Raw genomic sequence first — 14,714 nt, forward strand, 5'->3', positions numbered from 1 at the left:
CCGCGCGGCTGACCGATGGCCTCACGCTTCGGCGGGCAACGAATCTCCCGCCCCGTAGAGCTCGATCAGCATTTCAGTGAGAATTCTCACTTTTCTTGCGGGATGCGGGCTCGGCGGCCTGACGACGAAGATACCGGCGGGCGGAATCGGAAAGCGCGTCATGATCGGCACCAGCGCTCCGGATCGGATATGCTCCTCGGCGAAGTGGCTTGGCAGATATGCGATCCCTATGCCTTCGAGCGCCGCGGAGACATGCGATATGCCATTGTCCGCTTTGAAGCGACCGTTGGGACGGATCTTCACGATCTTGTCGCCGTCCATGAATTGCCATGTCTCGGTGCCCTGCATGATCGCATCATGATTCAGGACCTCCTCCGGTGTTTCGGGGGCGCCGTGAGCCTCGATATAGGCCGGACTGGCAACGAGCGTGCCATAGGTCGGCCCGACACGCCTGGCGATCATGATCGAATCTTGAAGGAAGCCACACCGGATCGCGCAGTCAAAACCTTCCGCAACCAGGTCCACGAACCGGTCCGTATAGCTGGCATGGATGTTAAGCTCCGGATGGAGCCGGGCCATCTTCGCCAGGACGGGAGCAAAATGTGAGGGGCCGAAGGTGAGCGGGGCTGCAACACGCAACCGGCCACGAAGATTTCCCAAGGGAAGAACCATTTCCCTGGCATTGTCGATCTCGCTGCAGGCACGCGCCGCGTAGTCGCGAAATGTCGCGCCAGCCTCGGTCAGTGCAACGCCGCGGGTGGTTCGCGCCAGCAACTGGATACCCAGATCCTTTTCGAGGCGAGCGAGCTGCCTGCTGACGATCGACTTCGAGACACCAAGCCGGCGCGCCGCCGGCGTGACGCCCAGTGCATCGGCCACCTCCACGAAGGTGCGCAGTTCCTCGATGTCCATCCAGCACTCCCATTCTGCAACACAGAATGTGGTTGCAGAAGCCCGCCTCAGCCCAAATTGCAATGGCATCGTCCGCGAAGACGGGGTCAAGCGGTCGGCGGACTTCACCGTTCGGTGTCCAACACGGGAAAGATAGATCGTCGCGCCTTCGCACAAAGACGCCAAATCCCTTAACCTGCCCGAATGCGCTGCCACCTTCTCGGCGAGCGGCATTATTAGCGCACTGCAACCGCAATCCGTCCCAACGCGTCGACTTCAATCCACTCTACTACCGCACCAACGCCTCCGGAGAATGCCTCGAGGGAGCAGGCCTTGCGGGAGGGCCAGGTCAACCGTTGCGAGCGTCCGCGCCAAGTTTCGAGGACACAATCGGAAATAGCTATGCCGAAGGCATCAATGTGCGTGGCGATGGTAAGTTTAGTTTTATGTCCCCGACACTTCTGAAGTTCATGATGGACCGAACTACCGCTGAAATTGTCGAACGATGTGCGTTAGGGGGGTGTTGAGGGCGCGTTGGGGGTGCGTACGGGGGGTGCTGGCCGCCCTTCCGCCCCTACTGGCTTGTCGTCGCGCTCACCGACCTCGCCCGGAGTTGACAGGAAAGCTGTGGCCGCTCCCCGGCGCCCCCGGTTGGAACCGACGATTCACGGCAGCCGGGGGAGCAGCCATGCGATGGCGCCGGGTACCATCGGCGATATCAGCCCGCGCGCCCGGTCGGCAACAAGGAGATTGCGATGATGACGACCATGACCAAGCCGGTTGCCGGGATCTCCGGAATGATCGGCCGCAAGAGGCTGGCGCACCCGCGGCCCACCGCAACGCCAGGCACCGGGGAACACGTGGTGGCGGCGGTCGGCGGCCACCACCTGTCTCTCACCCCCTCGGGCGCAGGATCAGGCACGTTTCGCTGTAACCTTTGTCACCTTCGCGCGCCCCTGGCCCCTCCCGCAAGTGGAAGGGGGACCGGTCAACAGTCCAGCGTGGTCTCGCGTTCCCAGCTCGTCAGGTGGCGGACATAGTCGTTCCACTCGCCAAACTTGAGCTTGAGGTAGCTCGGCACGAGCGGCCCCAGCGCGTTCTTCAGGTCCGAGGCTTCCAGTGCGCGGAGCGCGTCGAGCAGGTTGAGTGGCAAAGTCTTTACGCCGGTGACGGTATGACCCTCCGTATACATGTTGATGTCGAGCCGAGGGCCGGGATCGCGCTGCTGCTCGATGCCGTCGAGACCGGCCGCGAGGACGGTGGCGCCCATCAGATAGGGGTTGGCGGCACCATCGGCGAGGCGGAGTTCGAAGCGGTCGCCCTCGGGCACGCGCACCATGTGGGTGCGGTTGTTGCCCGTCCACGTCACCGATTGCGGCGCCCAGGTCGCGCCCGAGGTGGTGCGCGGCGCGTTGATCCGCTTGTAGCTGTTGACGGTGGGGTTGAGGAACGCCGCCAGCGCATCCGCTTCGCGAACAGGTCCGGATCGGCCGGGGTCATGTCCAGCCAGGTCGCGAAGCCGGCGAACCCCGCCCCGGCCTTCTGCATGCCGCCGATCGCCTGTGCGGGCACCAGCTTCGCGCGCTGGTTGCCGAAGAGATCGGTGAACGAAATCAGGAAATATTTGATCCCCAGCTTACGCGCTGCCGCTTCAAGGTCCTGCGCCATCGAATGTCCTCCCGATCAGCGCGCCGACCCGCGATAGAGCAGCGGACGTTGCTGGTTGGCCCGGAGGCAGAGTCCGGTTTCGGGCGGTGCATCGGGCGGCCCAGACGGCGAGGTGTGGCGCATAGCCGACATCCATGTGCGAAGATCGCGCGGAGGAATTCGCGACCAACTGCATCAGTCAGCATCGAATGAACCGTGACCGAACCAAGTTCGGGTTATCGCTATTCCCAGGAAATGATAGTGCGCAATCCGCGAAAGAATCGAAGCCGAAGTTGCTGCGCTCGGCCTCGACATCATCGGCCCACTGCGCCCTGACAGGTGACAGGGTACCATTCGACCGCCTGCGCCTATTCCGATCGTTCGAGATAGACCCAGGGCCGCCGCTCCTCATCGGCGTGGCGGAAGGCTTCGATCTCGGCGCGTCGCTTGAAGGTCAGTTCGATCGCATCCTTGCCTTCGAGCAGCATCTCACGCGATTCGTCTTCCAGCGCGAAATTCCAGCGCTCTGCGCCGAAGGCCACCAAGCCCTTTTCGAGATCGACCTCGACCGTCGCCGCTTCATCCGCGTCCACTCCGGCGGCGATCGCTTCCACCACCGCGCGCGGAAGTTCGACGGGCACGATGCCGTTGCGGATGCAGTTGCCGCGGAAGATCGGGTTGAAGCTGGGGGCGATGATCGCGCGGAAGCCTTTTTCGGCGAGCGCCCAGGCGGCATGCTCGCGGCTCGATCCGCAGCCGAAATTCGCACCGCCGAGCAGGATCGCGGCATCGCGATAGCGCGGCTGGTTCATCACGAAATCGGGATTGGGATCGCGCCCGCCGACGGTGCTGTAGCGCCAGCCAGCGAACAGCCCGTCCGCCAGCCCCTTCTTGGAGACCGACTTCATCTCCCGCGAGGGGATGATCGCATCGGTATCGATATTGTCGCGGACCAGAGGCAGCGCGACGGCGGCGAGGCGGATGAAAGGTTGCGCGCTCATGCTGCCCCCAGGCGGCGGGGATCGGCGATCATGCCCGCGATCGCGGAGGCGGCGACCGTTTCGGGCGATGCGAGATGCGAGCGCGTCTCGGGGCCCTGCCGGCTCTCGAAATTGCGGTTGGTGGAGGTGACGACGCGCTGGCGGTGGCCGAAGCTCTCTCCGCCGGCGAAGAAGCACATCGAGCAGCCCGCCTCACGCCATTCGAAACCGGCGTCGAGGAACACGCGGTCAATCCCTTCGGCTTCCGCCGCCGCCTTGACGCGGGTAGAGCCGGGCACGCAGATCGCCTTCACATGCGGTGCCACATGCCGACCCTTGAGCACCGCGGCGGCGCGGCGCAGATCCGACAGGCGGGCATTGGTGCAGGATCCGATGAACGCCGCGTCGATCGGCAGCGCTTCGAGCGGCTGCCCCGCTTCGAGCCCCATATAGGCCAGCGCGCGATCATAGGCGGCGCGGGTGTCACGCGAACCGGTCGCCTCGAACGCGGGCACGGCCTGGCCGATCGGCACCGCGTGTTGCGGGCTGGTGCCCCAGGTGACCATCGGCGCGACATCGGCAGCGTCGACGACATGGTCGACATCGAACACGGCATCCTCGTCCGACCGCAGCGCGCGCCAGTCCCCAAGCGCGGTATCCCAGTCGGCGCCTTTGGGCGCATAGGCGCGGCCCTGCAGATAGGCGAACACCGTCTCGTCCGGCGCGATGATCGCCGAAAAGGCGGCCATCTCGGTCGCCATGTTGCACAATGTCAGCCGGCCCTCGACGTCGAGAGCGCGCACCGCTTCGCCGGCATATTCGAGGATGCAACCGTTTGCGCCGGCGGCGCCGAAGCGCGCGAGCATGTGGAGTGCGAGATCCTTGGGCGTCACTCCGAGCCCGAGCCGGCCCTCGACCGCGATCCGCATCGTCCGCGGCTTGCGCACGCGCAAGGTGGAGGTGGCGAGCGCATGTTCAGCCTCGGTCGAACCGATCCCCCAGGCGAGCGCGCCCATCGCGCCCTGCGTGCAGGTGTGGCTGTCCGGGCAGACCAGGCTGACGCCGGGCAGCACGATCGCCTGTTCGGGCGAGATCACATGGACGATTCCCTGGCCGATATCGCCGATGTCGAACAAGGTCAGCCCGGCCGCCTGCGCGGCCTTGCGGGTCGCAGTGATGAACTGGGTGCCGGTCGGCATGATCGTGCGATCGCTGCGGCCGGGCAGCGTGTCGACGATATGGTCCATCGTCACGAAGGTCTGCGCCGGGGCCATCACCGGCCGCCCCGCCTCGGCCAGGCTTTCCAGCGCGACGCTGCCGGTGCGCTCATGCAGCATCACCCGGTCGATCAGCAGCAGCGCCACGCCGTCGCCCAGATCGGCGATGGCGTGCGCATTCCAGATCTTGTCGAACAGCGTCAGGCCCATCTCAGCCGATGCTCCCCGCCGCGCGCATCTCTGCCATCCGCTCGGGCGTGAAGCCGAGTTCGGTGAGCAGCGCATCGCCATCCGCGCCGATCTGGGGAATGTCCCGCTGCAAGTCTAGCCGCTGGCCGTCGATCTCCACCGGCAGGCCGGGAAGTCGGGTCGGCGTGCCGTCGGGAAGGTTGAGGTCGAGCAGGCCGCCGGCGTTGAGGTGGGAATCGTCGAACAGATCCTCGGGCCGGGTGATCGGCGCGAAGGGCAGGCCGATCGTCTCCAGCTTCGCGACGAGATCCTCACGACGCATGGTGGCGAACAGCGCGCGCACCTGCGGCAGGATGATGTCGCGGGCCAGCACGCGCTGGTTGTTCTTCGCATAATCGGCATTGTCGCCGAGTTCGGTCAGCCCGAACGCGGTGCAGAAGGCCGCCCATTGCTGGTCGCTGACGACGCCGACAAACAACTGCTCGTCGGGCAGCATCGTATCGAACACGTCGTAGATCGCCCAGGCGGAGATGCGGACGGGCATCGGCGCCGCCGCCTTGCCGGTCACCGCCTGCTGCGCCATGTGCTGGCCGACAAGGAAGGCGGTTGTCTCGTAGAGCGAACAAAGCACCTCTCCGCCCTTGCCGGTGCGGTGGCGCCGTTCCACCGCGGCGAGGATGCCGATCACGCCGAACATGCCGCCCGTGATGTCGATCACCGAAGCGCCCGCACGCAGCGGCCGGCCCGGGGGGCCGGTCATATAGGCGAGGCCGCCCATCATCTGCGTCACCTCGTCCAGCGCGGTGCGCTTTTCATAGGGGCCCGAGAGGAAGCCCTTGGCGGAGCAATAGATGAGGCCCGGATTAGCCTCGGCCAGCGTCTCGTAGGAGAGGCCGAGCTTGGCGAGCGTGCCGGGGCGGAAATTCTCGATCAGGATATCCGCTTCCTCCGCCAGCCGGCGCGCGACGGCGAGGCCGTCCGCGGACTTGAGGTCGAGGCAGATGCTGCGCTTGTTGCGGTTGAACATCGGGAAATAGCCGGCGCCGGAGCCCAGCAGTCGGCGGGTCTGGTCCCCGCCGACCGGCTCCACCTTGATCACTTCGGCGCCAAGATCGCCAAGAATCACGCCGACCGCAGGGCCCATCACCATATGGGTAAATTCCACGACTTTCAGGCCGGCGAGCGGCAACGCGTCCTTGTCCATCTTGATTCCGTTTATGGCCCCACGCCTTGTATGGCGCGACTTATTTGATATAGAAATAGGACAAATAAGGCAACAGAGTCGGAATGCACAGCAGATGAGCGCCATGGACGGCATCGACATCCTCGTCAGCGAGGTCGGCCCGCGGGACGGGCTGCAGAGCATCACCCCGATCATGCCCATCGAGGCGAAGAAGGCGTGGATCACCGCCGAAGCCGCGGCCGGCGTGCGCGAGATCGAGGTGGGCAGCTTCGTGCCCGCCAAGATCCTGCCGCAGCTTGCCGACACGCGTGAAGTCGTGGCGCACGCCCTCAAGATTCCCGGCCTGACGGTGGCCGTGCTCGTGCCCAATGCCCGCGGTGCCGAAGCGGCGCTGGAAGCGGGCGCGCACAAGATCACCCTGCCCCTCTCGGTATCGGAGACGCATTCGCTGCGCAACCTGCGCCGCACCCATGTGCAGGTGCTGGAGGAAGCGCGCAGCATCGCCGGCATGATCGCCGCGCTGCCCGCCGAGCGCCGTCCGCATTTTGAGGGCAGCCTTTCCACCGCCTTCGGCTGCACATTGGAAGGTGCGATCCCGGATGCGCAGATCGCGCGCCTCGCCGAAGGGCTGATGGCGGCGGGCTGCGACGAGGTTGGCCTTTCCGACACCACGGGCTATGCCGATCCGGCAGCGGTCAAGCGGCTGATCGCGCTGGTGCGCGGCACGGTTGGCGATGGGGCGCTCACCGGCATCCATCTGCACAACACCCGCGGGCTCGGCCTTGCCAACGCGCTCGCAGCACTCGAATGCGGGTTGACGACGCTGGACAGTTCGCTGGGCGGCCTCGGTGGCTGCCCGTTCGCGCCCGGCGCATCGGGCAATATCGTCACCGAGGATCTGGTGTTCATGCTGGAGGCGATGGGCCTCCGCACGGGCATCGACATCGAGCGGCTGGTGGCGGTGCGGGAAATCCTGGCGGCTGCGGTGCCCGGCGAGCCGCTCTACGGCTTCATTCCGGACGCGGGGGTTCCGCTGGGGTTCAACAGGGCGGCGGACGGCCAGCCGATCAAGGAGGTAGCATGACGATCATCGGCACGAAGATGGTGTGTGAGGACAAGACGGCACGCCAGCTCTTCGAAGAGGTGATGGCCAACCCCGCGCGGCGCAAGTTCGGCTTCGGCGAGAAGCTGGCGATCGTGAATGTCGACTTCCAGCAGGCCTACACCCGGATCGACATGTTCAAGACGGCTTATGAGACCGATCCGCGCCAGATCGAATATACCAACACCCTCTCGCGCCTCGCCCGCGCCAAGGGCATGCCGGTGATCTGGAGCCATGTCGCCTACAAGGACGATGCCGGCGACGCCGGCGTGTGGGGCACGCGCACCAACACCGAGGATTCGCTGCAGAACATCAAATATGGCAGCGAGCGCCACGCCTTCGATCCGCGCTGCGAGATCGACGCGAACGACCTGCAATACACCAAGCGCATGCCCTCCGCCTTCTTCGAGACGCCGCTCAATTCCTATCTGCGCTGGCACAAGGTGGATACGGTCGTGGTGACCGGCGGCAGCACCTCCGGCTGCGTGCGCGCGACCGCGGTGGATGCGCTTGCCTATGGCTTCCGCGCGATCGTGCCGATCGAGACCTGTGCGGACAAGCATGAGAGCTATCACTTCGCCAACCTCACCGACCTCCAGCTCAAATATGCCGATGTCGAGCCGGTGCAGACCGTGATCGACTGGCTGGAGGCGCGTTGATGCGCGAGGGGGAGGCCGATCCCGGCCTGTACGACTTCCGCCCCTATCGCGACCGCGCGAAGATCGCTTGGCCGGAAGGCAAGACGGTTGCGGTCTGGGTATCGCCCAACATCGAATTCTATGAACTCGATCCGCCGGCGAACCCGCACCGCAAGAGCTGGGCGAAGCCGCACCCGGACGTCGTCGGCTACAGCCACCGCGACTATGGCAACCGCGTCGGCCATCAGCGTCTCGTCGATGCGATGGAGCGGCACGGCTTCAAGGGATCGGTGTCGCTGTCGATCGCGATGTGCCAGCACCATCCCGAGATCGTCGAGCAAGTGAACGCGCTGGGCTGGGAATTCTTCAGCCATGGCGCCTACAACACCCGCTATTCCTATGGGATGGACGAGGCGCAGGAGCGCGCGCTGATCGAGGATTCGATTCAGACGGTGCGCGCCGCGACCGGGCAGACGATCAGGGGCTGGCTCGCCCCCGCCCTCACCCACACGCCGCGCACCCTGGACCTGATCGCGGAATATGGCCTGACCTATACCTGCGATCTCTATCATGACGACCAGCCGGGGCCGGTGCATGTGAAGACCGGCAAGCTGATCTCGATGCCCTACAGCCTCGAGGTCAACGATCATTACGGCTTCTCGGTCTACAATATGAGCCCGCGCGCCTATGCCGAGACTTTGATCCGTCAGTTCGAGCGGCTTGCGGCCGAGGGCGAGGCCTCCGGCACGGTGATGTGCATTCCGCTGCACGCCTATCTGGTCGGCCAGCCGCACCGCATCGCGCCGTTCGAGGAGGTGCTGCGCCACATCGCCGCCGACGGCCGCGCGTGGATCACCCGCTCCGGCGACATCGCCGAGCATTATCTCGCCAATTGCTACGATGCGGCGGCGGCCGATGCGGCCCGCTATGCCAGGGAGGCCCGCTGATGGCGCTTGATCCCGCCTATCTCGACTATCCGAAACGCCACCACGGCATGGACCATGATCATTATCGCTGGTCCAACCTGTTCGAGCGGCCGCCGGTCACCTGGCCGAACGGCAAGCGCGTCGCGCTGTGGATTCTGGTCAACCTCGAATGGTTTCCGATCACGCCGGAAGACAAGCCGTTCCGTGCGCCAGGCCACATGCAGACCGCCTATCCGGACTATCGCCATTACACCGCGCGCGAATATGGCACGCGGGTGGGCTTCTATCGCCTGCTCGACGCCTTCGCCAAGGTCGGCGCGCGGGTATCGGTCGCGGTCAACGCGGCGATCGCCGAGCGCTATCCCTCGATCATCGCCGACATCGTCGCGGGCGGGCATGAGATCGTCGCCCATTCGACCGACATGAACGCGACCATCGCCAGCGGCATCGACGAAGCGGTGGAGCGCGACCTGATCCTGCGTTCGCTGGATACGCTGGAGAAGGTTTCCGGCACGCGCCCGCGCGGCTGGCATTCGATCGCGCGCTCGCAATCGTTCAACACGCCGCGGCTGCTGGTCGAGGCGGGCCTCGACTATATGTGCGACTGGGTGAACGACGAACTGCCCTATCGCTTCGCAACCGAGGCCGGCGAGATCGTCAACCTGCCGCTCAACCATGAGCTTTCGGACCGGCAGATCCTGGTCAACCAGCAGCATTCGGTTGATGGCTATGCCGAACAGATGCGCGACGCCTATGCGCTGCTCGACAGCGAGGCGAACCGCTTCGGCGGCCGCATGCTGCCGCTGAACCTGACGCCCTACATCATCGGCCTGCCCTATCGCATCGACATCTTCGAGGTTCTGCTGACCGATCTCGCCGCAAGGTCGGGCACGTGGGTCGCACGCGGCGACGAGATCGTGGACGCGGCGCGGCCGGCGCTGGGCTGACCCAGCCGGGCATCCGCTGACGGACGAAATTAAGGCTGCGAGCGGACGCCGCGCCCGCCTGGATTACCGGGCGGGCGCGGCGAGGCTCAACCGCCGAGCTTCTTCAGTGCAATCGGCCGGCGCGGGATCGTGACCGTCTTCTGCCGCGTGTAGAAGGCCTCGCAAGCGGCACCGCCATCCGCGCCGACGCCCGAATCCTTGTAGCCGCCGAACGGTGCGCGCAGTTCGCGCATCATCGGCGTGTTGCACCACACGATGCCCGCCTCGATCCGCTCCTGCGCCTCCATGATCCGCGCGATGCTCTGCGACCAGACGTACGAGACCAGCCCGAAGCGGCTTGCGTTGGCGATGCGATAGGCTTCCTCGTCGGTGTCGAACACGATCAGCGCCGCGAACGGCCCGAAAATCTCCTCCTGGCAGACGCGCGCATCGTTGGAGGAGGCGCGGACAACGGTGGGCTCGACATAGCAGCCGCGCTCGAACTGCGGGGCGCGGCGGCCGCCGGTGAGCAGCGCGTCGCCCGATCCCGCCTCGGGCACGAAGCTCAGCACATGCTGCATGTGGCGTTGCGAGACGAGCGGGCCGATCTCGGTCGACAGATCGAGCGGATCGCCGACGCGGATCTTGCGCGTGCGCTCGACGAACGCCTCAATAAAGCGATCGGCGATGCCGCGCTGGACGAGGATGCGTGAGCCGGCGAGGCATTGCTGGCCATTGTTGGTGAAGATGCCGAGCAGCGCGCCATCGACCGCAGCCTCGAAATCGGCATCGTCGAAGATGATGTTGGCGGATTTGCCGCCCAGTTCCACCGTCGCCGGCTTCAGCAATTCGCCGGCGGTGCGCATGATCACCCGGCCGGTCGGCGTGCCGCCGGTGAAGGTGACGACATCGACGCCGGGGTTGCGGATCAGCCGGTCCCCGGTGGTGGCGCCGCGGCCGTTGACGAGGTTGACGACGCCCTCCGGCAGCCCGGCCTCGCCGAGCAGCGCGACCAGCCGGCTGATGCCCAGCGGCGCCTGTTCGGAGGGCTTGAGAACGCAGCTATTGCCGAACGCGATCGACGAGGCGATCTTCATCGATCCCAGCGCAAGCGGCGAATTCCACGGCGAGATCAGCGCCGCGACGCCCACCGGTTCGCGCCGCACGAAGGTGAGATAGTCGGGATTCTGTTCGTAGAGGTCACCGACGCTCTGGCCGATATAGTCGGCGAAGAAGCGGAAATTGTCGGCGGCGCGCAGGATCGAGCGGTTGCGGAGCTGGCTGCGCGGAATGCCGGTGTTGGCGGTCTCGATGTCCGCCAGTTCGTCGGCGGCGCCGTCGATCAGCTCAGCGCATCGCCGCAGCACCGCTTGGCGCTTGTCGACCGCCATCTTGCGCCATGCGCCATCGTCGAACGCGCGGCGCGCGGCGGCGACGGCGCGGTCCACCGTCGCGCCGTCGGCTTCGGGCAACTCGGCGATCAGGCTGTCGTCGGCGGGGTTGATCACGGGAATCGGCGCGTCGCCGGTGGTGATCGTCTCGCCGGCGACCAGCGCGGTTATAACTTCGGTCACTAGTCTCTCCCCGAAACGGCAACGCGGCAGCGCGCGCGCCAGGCTTGGCCCGGCGCCCCGGCCGGATCGATCGGATCGCCCAGGCCGAGCCGCGCGCACAGCGCGGCGGCGAGGCACAGGTTGGACGAAAGCAGCGGCACGCCGATGTCGACATCGGCAATCAGCGGCAGCGAGGGCATGCCGGTGCCGCTGAGCAGCACCGCATCGACACCGGCCAGATCGGCGTGCGCGAGCGCGGCGCCGGCATCGGCGCTGCCCAGCGCATAGATGCCGCGCGTATCGCCACCGGGGCCGAGATCCCCCGCGGTGCCGGTCGCGGCGACCTCATAGCCGCGGCCTTCCCAATAACGGACTGCGGCGGTCGCGAGTTCGGGCGGATAGGGCGAGAGCAAGGCGATGCGCCGCGCCCCGATTCGGCTCAACGCAAGGTCGATCGCGTCGGCGGCGGTGACGATCGGATAGCCATAGCGATCCTCGCAGAAGTTGAGCACCGCGCGCTCGTCCCCGCCATTGACCAGATAGGCGGAGGCGGTGCAGCCGAACCCGAACACGTCGGGGCGGAAGCTGTCGAACGCGGTGAGCTGCTCGCACAGCCCGAGCAGATAGGCGCGCAGCCGATCTGCCGGCGATGCCGCGCTGCTGGTGAGCCGCAGCACCGTCAGGCTCGTCGTCGGCGGCATCAGGATGCGCAACTCGGTCTCGACCGTGGGGTTGGCCTGCGGCGTGCCGACGCCGATCCGCCCCGCGCGGCCATAATCATAACCGCCGACCATCAATCGATCGCCGCCGCGCGGCGCAGGCCAGCGATCATCGAGCTGCGCAGCAGATGCTCGCGCGCCGCTTGCCGATCGCGTGCCGTCTTCTGCAGCGCCGCCAGCATCTCCTGCCGCTTGGCTCCGTCCCGCTCCTGCATCCGCGCGCGGTTGCGGTCCGCCTGCGCCAGCACCTCCTGCTCGGCGATCGGCCGGCGGCGGCGGGTGTAACGATCGAGCAGGTCGAGCGATGCGCCCGCGCGGATCTCGGCGAGCGTCGCGACCAGTTCGAACGCGTCATGGACGCCGCCGTTCATGCCCATGCCGCCCGAAGGCGAGTTGAGGTGCGCGGCGTCGCCCGCCAGCACCACGCGGCCGCGGCGATAATCCTCGGCGATGCGCATGTGGATGCGATAGGCACGCGTCTCCAGCACCTCATGCCCGGCGGGATCGGGCGCGATTTCCTGAAGCTTGCGCGCGATGCTTGCCGGCTGCAGCCCATCCTCGATCGTCTCGTCATGATCGGGATAGAGGCTGCAGCGCCAGAGATGCGGCAGCCGTAGCAGGCTGAAGGTGCCGCCCGCCTTCCAGACATAGTTGACGTTGGAGAGGTCGGGCAGCCGCTCATGGAAAGGGAAGCTGGTCGTCGCGAGGATCGTCGTCTCGGGATAGGTCTTGCCCTCGAACGCGATCCCAGCCTCGCGCCGGACGACGCTGCGCGCGCCGTCCGCACCGATCAGGAAGCGTGCGGTGAAGGCCTGCGGTTCGGCATCTTCGGACGCGTCGGCGGGCCGCGCGAGCAATGTCACACCATCCTCATCCTGCCGGAGGCCGGTGGCGCGCATGCCCAGCAGCACGCGGCCGTTGCGATCCTGCGCCAGCCGGTCGAGCAGCAGGGCGCACAGTTTCGACTGTTCGCATTGCAGCCGGAACGGATGGTCGGTGTCCCCCGCAATCGCGGAGAGATCGAACTCGGCGCGTTCGCCGGTCTCATGCATGCGGATCTGCCAGGTCGGGCTGCGCAGCCCTTGCGCGACGAGCGGCTGGGCCAGCCCGAAGCGGTCTAGCAGGTCGAGCGTCGGCGGGTGGAAGGTAGACGCGCGCAGGTCTGTCGCCAACACCGCCTCTTCGGCAATCAGCGTCCAGGCTATGCCATGCTGGCCGAGCAGGAAGGCAGCCGTCAGCCCCACCGGCCCCGCGCCCACGACGATGACTTCGCTGTCCATGTCCACCCATCGGTAAGAAACGATTTATTTGTACTATCTCTAATAGTAATCGGCCCATGCAAGCGGATTTTGCACGGGACCAGAAACCTTCGGGATAAGCGCATTGGGCGATTGCTGGCGGGCGATCCGGGTGATACGCTCCGATTCGGAACACTGTTCTGCATTTCAGAACAGCCGAGAATGGTCGTCCAACGAGAGGGTCGCAATGCAAGATCGCACCATCCCCAATTCGACGATCGCGGACATCGAGGCGGTCACCCATGCCACGCATGACGAGGTCGCGCGCCAGCGCTTCTGCAGCGTGCTGCGTCGCCATGCGATCCAGGATTTCGCCAACGCGCTGGAGAGCGACTATCGCGGCCGCGTCGCGCCGAAGCTGCCAGCGGCGCCCGAAAGCTGGCGCGAGATCGACCGCGCGATGGAGAAGGAAGCGAGCTACCGCTTCTATTCCACGCTGCGCTATAACGCCCAGGAGATGTGCTTCCTTTCGGTGCAGCCCGAGGTGGAACGCGGCCTTCCCGAGCTGGTCGCCGTCGCGCGCGACGCCGCGGAACGCAATCCGGCCGGCGGCTCGCTGACGCTTGATCCCGCGTTCGAGGTGCCCGCCTATGTCTCCACGCTCGACGTCCATCTGACGCCGGGCTGCTTCCACAGCGAATTCACCGCGGATGATGTCGCGCAGGGCGCGGTGGTCAATCTCGGCGCACGCGTCTTCACGGCGCAGCAGAGCCACCGTTCATGGGGCGGGGTCGCCCGCGTCATCAGCCGCTGGATCAAGGCGACCTATCCCGACGTCCGCCCGCTGCGCATGCTCGATATCGGCACGACCTCGGGCAAGAATCTGCTGCCCTATGTTGAGGCATTCGGGGGCGTCGAGGCACATGGCATCGATGTCGGCGCGCCGCTGCTGCGCTATGGCCATGCCGTGGCCGAGCATCATGGCCTGCCGGTGCACTTCAGCCAGCAGAATGCCGAGCGGACGAATTTCCCGGACGGCCATTTCGACCTGATCGTCTCCAGCTTCTTCTTCCACGAGATCCCGGTGTGGGCGACGAAGAAGGTGCTGGCCGAGTGCCAGCGACTGCTGAAGCCGGGCGGGCTGATGGTGCACCAGGAACTGCCCGCGCACGATCTGGTCGACGCCTGGGAGAATTATTTCTGGAACTGGGACACGCGGAACAACAATGAACCGGCCTACACCGCGTTCCGCAGCCAGGATCCGATCGAGCTGATGGCCAATGCCGGCTTCGACCGGGCGGCGAGCTTCGCGCACATTCTGCCGGACATCAACGCCTATCCCGATCGCGCGTCCGCCTTCGCGTGGGACGAGCCGGGCCGGCCGCGCCACGGCAAGGGCGGCTGGTATGTGTTCGGCAGCCGCAAGCCCGCCTGAGCCGGCAGCACCATCACCACACTGACATTCTGAAACACCCGGCGGGGCAGGGCCCGCCGCATCGGGGGAT

At 66.2% G+C, this 14,714-nt stretch carries 14 protein-coding genes; 5 read left to right on the forward strand and 9 right to left on the reverse strand.

Going from position 1 to position 14,714, the window contains the following annotated elements; translation table 11 throughout:
* Positions 1–21 precede the first annotated feature (21 nt).
* The 6 genes from FHS96_RS17805 to FHS96_RS17830 all read right to left on the reverse strand — a co-directional run bounded on the left by FHS96_RS17805 (position 22) and on the right by FHS96_RS17830 (position 6,128).
* Positions 22–912, reverse strand: coding sequence for a LysR family transcriptional regulator (locus FHS96_RS17805; RefSeq protein ID WP_429594553.1), 891 nt, complete (start codon positions 910–912; stop codon positions 22–24).
* A 967-nt stretch (positions 913–1,879) separates the two neighbouring features.
* Positions 1,880–2,350 (reverse strand): hypothetical protein, encoded by a 471-nt coding sequence (locus FHS96_RS17810; protein WP_429594949.1) that lies wholly within the window; start codon positions 2,348–2,350, stop codon positions 1,880–1,882.
* A complete protein-coding gene (locus FHS96_RS17815; RefSeq protein WP_429594556.1) occupies positions 2,257–2,559 on the reverse strand; it encodes a hypothetical protein in 303 nt (100 codons plus the stop codon). The genes FHS96_RS17810 and FHS96_RS17815 overlap by 94 nt, the downstream gene beginning before the upstream one ends.
* A gap of 347 nt (positions 2,560–2,906) precedes the next feature.
* Positions 2,907–3,539: a 3-isopropylmalate dehydratase small subunit gene (leuD, locus tag FHS96_RS17820; protein WP_429594559.1), complete on the reverse strand. Its 633-nt coding sequence runs from the start codon at positions 3,537–3,539 to the stop codon at positions 2,907–2,909.
* A complete protein-coding gene (locus FHS96_RS17825) occupies positions 3,536–4,945 on the reverse strand; it encodes a 3-isopropylmalate dehydratase large subunit (protein ID WP_429594561.1) in 1,410 nt (469 codons plus the stop codon). Before FHS96_RS17825 ends, leuD begins: the two co-directional genes overlap by 4 nt.
* A 1-nt stretch (position 4,946) precedes the next feature.
* The gene (locus FHS96_RS17830) at positions 4,947–6,128 is read right to left on the reverse strand and encodes a CaiB/BaiF CoA transferase family protein (protein WP_429594564.1); all 1,182 of its coding nucleotides are present in this window, start codon (positions 6,126–6,128) and stop codon (positions 4,947–4,949) included.
* 94 nt (positions 6,129–6,222) lie between these two features.
* Between FHS96_RS17830 and FHS96_RS17835 the strand changes: the two genes are divergently transcribed.
* Genes FHS96_RS17835 through FHS96_RS17850 form a run of 4 tightly spaced genes read left to right on the forward strand, consistent with a single transcriptional unit; the run spans position 6,223 to position 9,720 of the window.
* Positions 6,223–7,191 carry a hydroxymethylglutaryl-CoA lyase gene (locus FHS96_RS17835; protein WP_429594567.1) on the forward strand — a complete coding sequence of 323 codons (969 nt, stop codon included), beginning with the start codon at positions 6,223–6,225 and terminating at the stop codon, positions 7,189–7,191.
* Positions 7,188–7,868, forward strand: coding sequence for an isochorismatase family protein (locus tag FHS96_RS17840; RefSeq protein WP_429594570.1), 681 nt, complete (start codon positions 7,188–7,190; stop codon positions 7,866–7,868). Before FHS96_RS17835 ends, FHS96_RS17840 begins: the two co-directional genes overlap by 4 nt.
* Positions 7,868–8,794, forward strand: a complete 927-nt coding sequence (locus tag FHS96_RS17845; protein WP_429594573.1) for a polysaccharide deacetylase family protein — start codon at positions 7,868–7,870, stop codon at positions 8,792–8,794. Before FHS96_RS17840 ends, FHS96_RS17845 begins: the two co-directional genes overlap by 1 nt.
* Positions 8,794–9,720: a polysaccharide deacetylase family protein gene (locus tag FHS96_RS17850; protein ID WP_429594575.1), complete on the forward strand. Its 927-nt coding sequence runs from the start codon at positions 8,794–8,796 to the stop codon at positions 9,718–9,720. The genes FHS96_RS17845 and FHS96_RS17850 overlap by 1 nt, the downstream gene beginning before the upstream one ends.
* Before the next feature lie 86 nt (positions 9,721–9,806).
* On the opposite strand, the gene FHS96_RS17855 is transcribed toward FHS96_RS17850, so the two are convergent.
* The 3 genes from FHS96_RS17855 to FHS96_RS17865 are packed head-to-tail and all read right to left on the reverse strand — an operon-like array spanning position 9,807 to position 13,251.
* Positions 9,807–11,273 carry an aldehyde dehydrogenase gene (locus FHS96_RS17855; protein WP_429594578.1) on the reverse strand — a complete coding sequence of 489 codons (1,467 nt, stop codon included), beginning with the start codon at positions 11,271–11,273 and terminating at the stop codon, positions 9,807–9,809.
* Positions 11,273–12,046: a maleate cis-trans isomerase family protein gene (locus tag FHS96_RS17860; RefSeq protein WP_429594581.1), complete on the reverse strand. Its 774-nt coding sequence runs from the start codon at positions 12,044–12,046 to the stop codon at positions 11,273–11,275. Before FHS96_RS17860 ends, FHS96_RS17855 begins: the two co-directional genes overlap by 1 nt.
* Positions 12,046–13,251 carry an FAD-dependent oxidoreductase gene (locus FHS96_RS17865; protein ID WP_429594584.1) on the reverse strand — a complete coding sequence of 402 codons (1,206 nt, stop codon included), beginning with the start codon at positions 13,249–13,251 and terminating at the stop codon, positions 12,046–12,048. The genes FHS96_RS17860 and FHS96_RS17865 overlap by 1 nt, the downstream gene beginning before the upstream one ends.
* A gap of 205 nt (positions 13,252–13,456) precedes the next feature.
* Between FHS96_RS17865 and FHS96_RS17870 the strand changes: the two genes are divergently transcribed.
* The gene (locus tag FHS96_RS17870; RefSeq protein ID WP_429594587.1) at positions 13,457–14,644 is read left to right on the forward strand and encodes a class I SAM-dependent methyltransferase; all 1,188 of its coding nucleotides are present in this window, start codon (positions 13,457–13,459) and stop codon (positions 14,642–14,644) included.
* The last annotated feature ends 70 nt before the right edge of the window (positions 14,645–14,714 follow it).

Source organism: Sphingomonas zeicaulis (genome assembly GCF_050433225.1).
Lineage (GTDB): Bacteria > Pseudomonadota > Alphaproteobacteria > Sphingomonadales > Sphingomonadaceae > Sphingomonas_D > Sphingomonas_D zeicaulis.